This window comes from Saccharomonospora saliphila YIM 90502 (assembly GCF_000383795.1).
Taxonomy (GTDB): domain Bacteria; phylum Actinomycetota; class Actinomycetes; order Mycobacteriales; family Pseudonocardiaceae; genus Saccharomonospora; species Saccharomonospora saliphila.
In genome coordinates this window covers 1-5,030 of sequence record NZ_KB912639.1, presented here as the reverse complement: position 1 = coordinate 5,030, position 5,030 = coordinate 1, and the positions used below count along the sequence as shown (strand labels likewise).

At 72.7% G+C, this 5,030-nt stretch carries 7 protein-coding genes; 4 read left to right on the top strand and 3 right to left on the bottom strand.

Annotated features, from left to right (window positions below; translation table 11 throughout):
• Together SACSA_RS21605 and SACSA_RS0105065 are read left to right on the top strand one after the other, a co-directional pair.
• On the top strand, nucleotides 1-512 hold a 512-nt coding region (locus SACSA_RS21605), incomplete at its 5' end, for a M56 family metallopeptidase (protein WP_019814072.1).
• A gap of 29 nt (nucleotides 513-541) precedes the next feature.
• Nucleotides 542-889: a hypothetical protein gene (locus SACSA_RS0105065; protein ID WP_019814071.1), complete on the top strand. Its 348-nt coding sequence runs from the start codon at nucleotides 542-544 to the stop codon at nucleotides 887-889.
• Nucleotides 890-938: 49 nt separating this feature from the next.
• Here SACSA_RS0105065 and SACSA_RS0105060 read toward each other — a convergent pair whose 3' ends face one another.
• The 3 genes from SACSA_RS0105060 to SACSA_RS0105050 form a co-directional block, all read right to left on the bottom strand.
• Nucleotides 939-1,391: a membrane protein gene (locus tag SACSA_RS0105060; protein ID WP_019814070.1), complete on the bottom strand. Its 453-nt coding sequence runs from the start codon at nucleotides 1,389-1,391 to the stop codon at nucleotides 939-941.
• Entirely contained in the window at nucleotides 1,384-1,749 is a 366-nt protein-coding gene (locus SACSA_RS0105055) for a hypothetical protein (protein WP_019814069.1), read from the bottom strand. Before SACSA_RS0105055 ends, SACSA_RS0105060 begins: the two co-directional genes overlap by 8 nt.
• A gap of 90 nt (nucleotides 1,750-1,839) precedes the next feature.
• A complete protein-coding gene (locus SACSA_RS0105050) occupies nucleotides 1,840-2,250 on the bottom strand; it encodes an acyl-CoA thioesterase (RefSeq protein WP_198008949.1) in 411 nt (136 codons plus the stop codon).
• A 211-nt stretch (nucleotides 2,251-2,461) separates the two neighbouring features.
• Here SACSA_RS0105050 and SACSA_RS0105045 point away from each other — a divergent pair, with 211 nt between their 5' ends.
• Both SACSA_RS0105045 and SACSA_RS0105040 read left to right on the top strand, forming a co-directional pair.
• Entirely contained in the window at nucleotides 2,462-3,874 is a 1,413-nt protein-coding gene (locus tag SACSA_RS0105045) for a hypothetical protein (protein WP_028661551.1), read from the top strand.
• Nucleotides 3,874-4,836, top strand: a complete 963-nt coding sequence (locus tag SACSA_RS0105040; RefSeq protein WP_028661550.1) for a glutamate ABC transporter substrate-binding protein — start codon at nucleotides 3,874-3,876, stop codon at nucleotides 4,834-4,836. Before SACSA_RS0105045 ends, SACSA_RS0105040 begins: the two co-directional genes overlap by 1 nt.
• The last annotated feature ends 194 nt before the right edge of the window (nucleotides 4,837-5,030 follow it).

Genomic DNA, 5,030 nt, shown 5'->3' with positions numbered 1-5,030 from the left:
CGGACGCGCTGGTGCTCGACCACCCCGCCGCCGTCGCCTACTGTCTCCCGGGTCGCACCCCGCACATCGTGGTCAGCGCGGGCGCGCGCCGGATGCTCACTCCGGCCGAGCTCGCCGCGGTGCTGGCGCACGAGCGCGCCCACGTGCGCGAGCGGCACGACCTCGTGGTGGCCCCGTTCCAGGCGCTGCGACGGTTGTTGCCGCGCAGCACGACACTGACCCGCGTGTGCGCGACCATCGAGCTGCTCGTGGAGATGTGCGCCGACGACAAGGCCGCCCGCAAGCACGGACGGGAACCGTTGGCCAGCGCGCTGGAGCGCTTCCGGGTCAGCGGTGTCGCGGGAACCCCGGCCGGGGCGCTGGCGGTCGCCGACACGCCCGTGCAGGCGCGGATCAGGCGCCTGCGCCAGCCGCAGCGGGCGCGATTGCCGCTGGTGTGGCCGCTCGCGTGCGTGTTGCTGCTGACGGCGCTGAGCACGTCGGCGAGCCTGTTCGCCGTGCCTCTCCAGTAGTTACTACGTCATGTAGTAGGTTCTCGCGCATGGAGATCCTCTACGACGTGCTCGTCGTCACGCACCTGCTCGGCATGGCCACCCTCGTCAGCGGAGTCGTCACCCGCGTCGTGGCCCCGTCCGCACCCAGCGGCATGATCCTGCTCTCCGGCGCCGGGGCGCAGGCTCTCACCGGTGTGGCGCTGACCGGGATCGCCTCGGCCGGGCTCGTCGATACCGAGGTGGACAACACCAAGATCGCGGTCAAGCTGGTGGTCGCGGTGGCGGTCCTGGTGCTGGCACACGTGGTGTGGCGCAGGCCGTCCGCAGGGCGCGGGATCGTCGGCTCGCTCGCCGGGCTCACGCTGGCGAACGTGCTCATCGCCGTCTTCTGGTGATCGGCCGGACCCGGCGGCCGTCCGCACCCGGACGCCGGGCGGCGCGCGTTCAGCGCGACGGCGCCGTCCGGCGCAGCCACAGCAACCCGAGTACGGGCAGTACCAGGGGGATGAACAGGTACCCCATGCCGAAGTTCGACCAGACGGTGGCGTCCGGGAACGCGCCGGGCAGTGCCAGGCTGGTGGCGCCCACGACGAGAACCCCGGTCATCTCGAAGGCGCAGGCCGTGACCGCCACCCGCCACCACCGCCTGCCCGCGCGGGCCAGCGCCACGGTGGCGAGCACGTAGACGACGGCGGCGAAGGCCGAGAGCAGATACGGCACGGGTGCCTCGCCGAACCGGGTCGCGATCTGCACGCCCGCCCGGGAGGTCGCGCCGATCGCGAAGATCGCGTACACGGCGACGAGCACCCGGCCCGGACCGCTGGCGGTGGCCTCGGGGCCCCGGCGCGCCGTCCCCGGGGCGCCGGGCGCGTTCGGCGTGTCGGGTGTCTCAGGCACTGGCGCCCTCCCACACCTGATGCATCCGGAGGATGAGCACCGGCACCGTCACACACGCCACGCCGAGCACGGCCGTGGCCGACCGGCTTCGCTCGGCCAGTGCCCAGACCGTGCCCAGGGGCAGCACGAGCAGCGTGCCCACCAGGTAGGCCACGAAGGTCAGCATGCTGCCGGGGCGTTGCCCCGCGATCAACAGCACCACCGCGACCACGACCTGCACGACCAGCAGCGCCTCGACGGCGGCGATGCCGGCCAGGAGGGGCCGGGCGGGCGGTCGGTCGGCCACCACGAGCGCGAAACTCCACGCCGCGACCGCGAGCGCGCACACCGCGAGCGCGACGGCGAACCAGGTGATCACCGAGCCTCCCGTTGTCTACTACCGGCTGTAGCGTACGTCGTCGGGAGGTGCGTGCCCCGCTCGGGGCGGTATGCCCGCGCGAGGCCGTGCTCACTCCATACGCAGGCGTTCGAGCGACTCGCGCAGCCGCCCGGTCGGCTCGACCGGGCGCCGGGTGCCCCGGTCGACGAACACGTGCACGAAGTGACCCTCGGCGATCAGTTCCGAGCGGTCCTCGCGGTGGATGCCCACCTCGTAGCGCACGCTCGACCGGCCGAGGTGGCCCACCCTGAGGCCGACCGCCGCCTTCTCCGGGAACGCGAGCGAGGCGTGGTAGGCGCAGCGCGACTCCACGCACAACCCGATCGTCGGCCCCTCGTGGATGTCGAGGCCGCCCTCGCCGATCAACCAGTTGTTGATCACGGTGTCCATGAAGGTGTAGTGCACGACGTTGTTCATGTGGCCGTAGACGTCGTTGTCCTTCCACCTGGTCGGCACGATCTCCCAGTGTGCGTAGCTCACGAGCGGACAGAATGGCATGCCGCCGCGCCCCGCGTGGTCCGGACCTGCCACACGGCACGCCCGCGCACCCGGGTCGTGATCATCTCGTGACCCCTTCGCCGCCCGCATCACAGCAGCACCACGATCACCGCACTGATCGTGGAGTCCGCGTCCGCGTGGCGACCGACTGCACTACGGTCATGCGCGTGCCGCGACTGGGTGGAGGAACGCGATGACGAGCACCGTGCCGGGGACCGGTCCGGGCCCGACCGCCGCGCCCGGGGCTGTCGAGCCGCCACGGGACCCGCGCGGGGCGAGGTCGGGGGTGGCGTGGCTGCTCGACCTTCCCGCGGGTGCCGTGCGCAGGCTGACGTCCTCGGCCGCCACGACCCCGGGCAGGCTCTCCCTGATCGGCGCGGGTCTCGTCGCGTTGTCGCTGCTGACCGGACTCGTGGGCACGCTGGCCGCGCAGGACCGGGCCGACACCGTCGACGGGCTCGTCGAACACCGCGAGCCGCTGGCCGCGGCGGCGCAGGAGCTGTACCGGTCGCTGTCGGACGCCGACGCGACGGCAGCCAGCGCGTTCCTGTGGGCCGGTGTCGAGTCTCCCGAACTGCGCCGGCGCTACGAGCACGACATCGCCAAGGCGGGCGCGGCACTGTCGAAGGCCGCCTCCGACACCGGCGCTGTCCCCGAGGCCGCCGAGCAGATCGAGATCATCAGCAGGCAGCTCCCGACCTACACCGGCCTGGTGGAGACCGCCCGCGTGCACGACCGGCAGGGGCACCCGGTGGGCGCGGCCTACCTGCGCGAGGCCTCCGCACTGCTGCGGTCGGACATCCTGCCCGCCGCGCAACGGCTCTACTCGCTCGACGCGGAGCGGCTCCGCGAGTCCCAGGACGACGCCACGGGCTTTCCGTGGCTGACCGCGGCGCTGGTGCTGGCCCTGCTGGCCGCGCTCGTCGCCGCCCAGCTCTACCTCAAGCGCAGGACGAACCGCGTGTTCAACGTGGGGTTGCTGGTGGCCACCGGCGCGGTCGGCGTCGCCGTGCTGTGGACGGCGGTGGCGCTGACCGTGCAGGGCGTGCTCGTGGGCAGCGCGCGGGACGAGGGCACCGAGCAGGCCGACCTGCTGGTCCGGTCCCGCATCTCGGCGTTGCAGGCACGGGCGGACGAGACGCTCAACCTCGTGGCGCGCGGCGGCGGCACGGACTACGACCAGGGGTTCGCCGAGGGGTTCCGGCGCTTCGCCGGAGAGGACGGCCGGGGCGGCCTGCTGGCCGAGGCCCGGGCGGAGGCCGAGGACAACGCCGCGTCGGGTCACCTCGACTCGGCCACGGAGGCGGGCATCGCCTGGCTGGAGGCGCACCGCAGGGTGCGTGAGCTGAACGAGTCGGGTGACTACCGGCGGGCGACGGCGCTGGCGACCGATCCGCGTTACGACCACGGCTCCGCCACGGCGTTCACCCGGCTCGACGGCGAGCTCGCCGCCGCGATCGGCACGGCGAGACAGAACTTCGTCGACGAGACCACGGCCGCCTCCGGCGCGCTGACCCTGCTGGCTCCCGGGTTCGCGGTGCTGTCGGTGGGCGCCGCGCTCGGTGCGACGTTGGGTATCCGCGAACGGCTCCGGGAGTACCGCTGATGAGAACGACGAGAGTGTCCGCGATCCTCGCCGCGTCGCTCGCGGTGGTTCTCACCGCGTGCTCCGGTCCGGCCGAGCCCGTCGACCCGGCCCCGGTCGGCTCGGCGCAGTGGCCGATGCCCGCGGGCACCGAGATCGACCCCGAGATCGCGGACGGCGGGAACGCCGACTCCGACTGCGATCCCACGGCCAGCCTGAGTCCCAGCGCGCGAATCCCGGACGGTTCGACCATGGCCGAGATCCGCGAGCGGGGCTACCTGATCGCCGGGGTGGACCAGAACACCTTCCTGTTCGGCTTCTCCGACCCGGACACCGGCGAGCTGAACGGGTTCGACATCGACATCGCGCGGGAGATCGCGCGGGCACTGCTCGGCGACCCGGACGCGATCCGGTTCCGCGCGATCAGCTCGGCCGACCGGATCGACGCGCTCAGCAACGGCGACGTCGACATCGTCGTGCGCACGTTCTCGATCACCTGTGAGCGGCTCGAAGAGATCAACTTCTCGTCCGTCTACTACGTGGCGGGGCAGCGGGTGCTGGTCAACGCCGACGCCAACATCAACGGCATGGACGGACTCGGCGGCAGGCGGGTGTGCGCGACCCGGGAGTCCACGTCCCTGCGCGCCATCGCGGCCCACGAACCGCGCCCGATCCCGGTCGCGGTCGACGACTGGGCGGACTGCCTCGTGCTGTTGCAGCAGGGACAGGTGGCCGCGGTGTCCACCGACGACACCATCCTCGCGGGGATGCGCGCCCAGGACCGGCAATCGACCAAGATCGTCGGCGAGCGGTTCACCACCGAGTACTACGGCATCGGCATCCCCAAGGGCGACGAGGACATGGTGCGCTACGTCAACGCCGTGCTCGAGGACGTGCGCGACGGTGCCTGGCAGGACAGCTACGACACCTGGCTGCGCGAGGACCTCGGCGACGCGTCCCCGCCCCAGCCCAGCTATCGGTGACCACCCTTCGGAGGTAGCAGTGTCGGACGAGCCGCGGCACCCTCGGCACGCCACGGGCGGGCAGCCGTATCCCCACCAGGACGCACCGGCGCACCAGGTCCCGCCGCCCCAGCAGCGGGTGCCGGGACAGCAGCCGCAGGGGGCACGGCAACCGGAGCCGCGGGCGCCCGAGGTGGCACCCAGCACGCAGGTGG

Coding starts and splice junctions, on each gene's coding strand:
- SACSA_RS0105045 (WP_028661551.1), top strand. CDS start 2,462: ATGACGAGCACCGTGCCGGGGACCGGTCCGGGCCCGACCGCCGCGCCC.
- SACSA_RS0105065 (WP_019814071.1), top strand. CDS start 542: ATGGAGATCCTCTACGACGTGCTCGTCGTCACGCACCTGCTCGGCATG.
- SACSA_RS0105040 (WP_028661550.1), top strand. CDS start 3,874: ATGAGAACGACGAGAGTGTCCGCGATCCTCGCCGCGTCGCTCGCGGTG.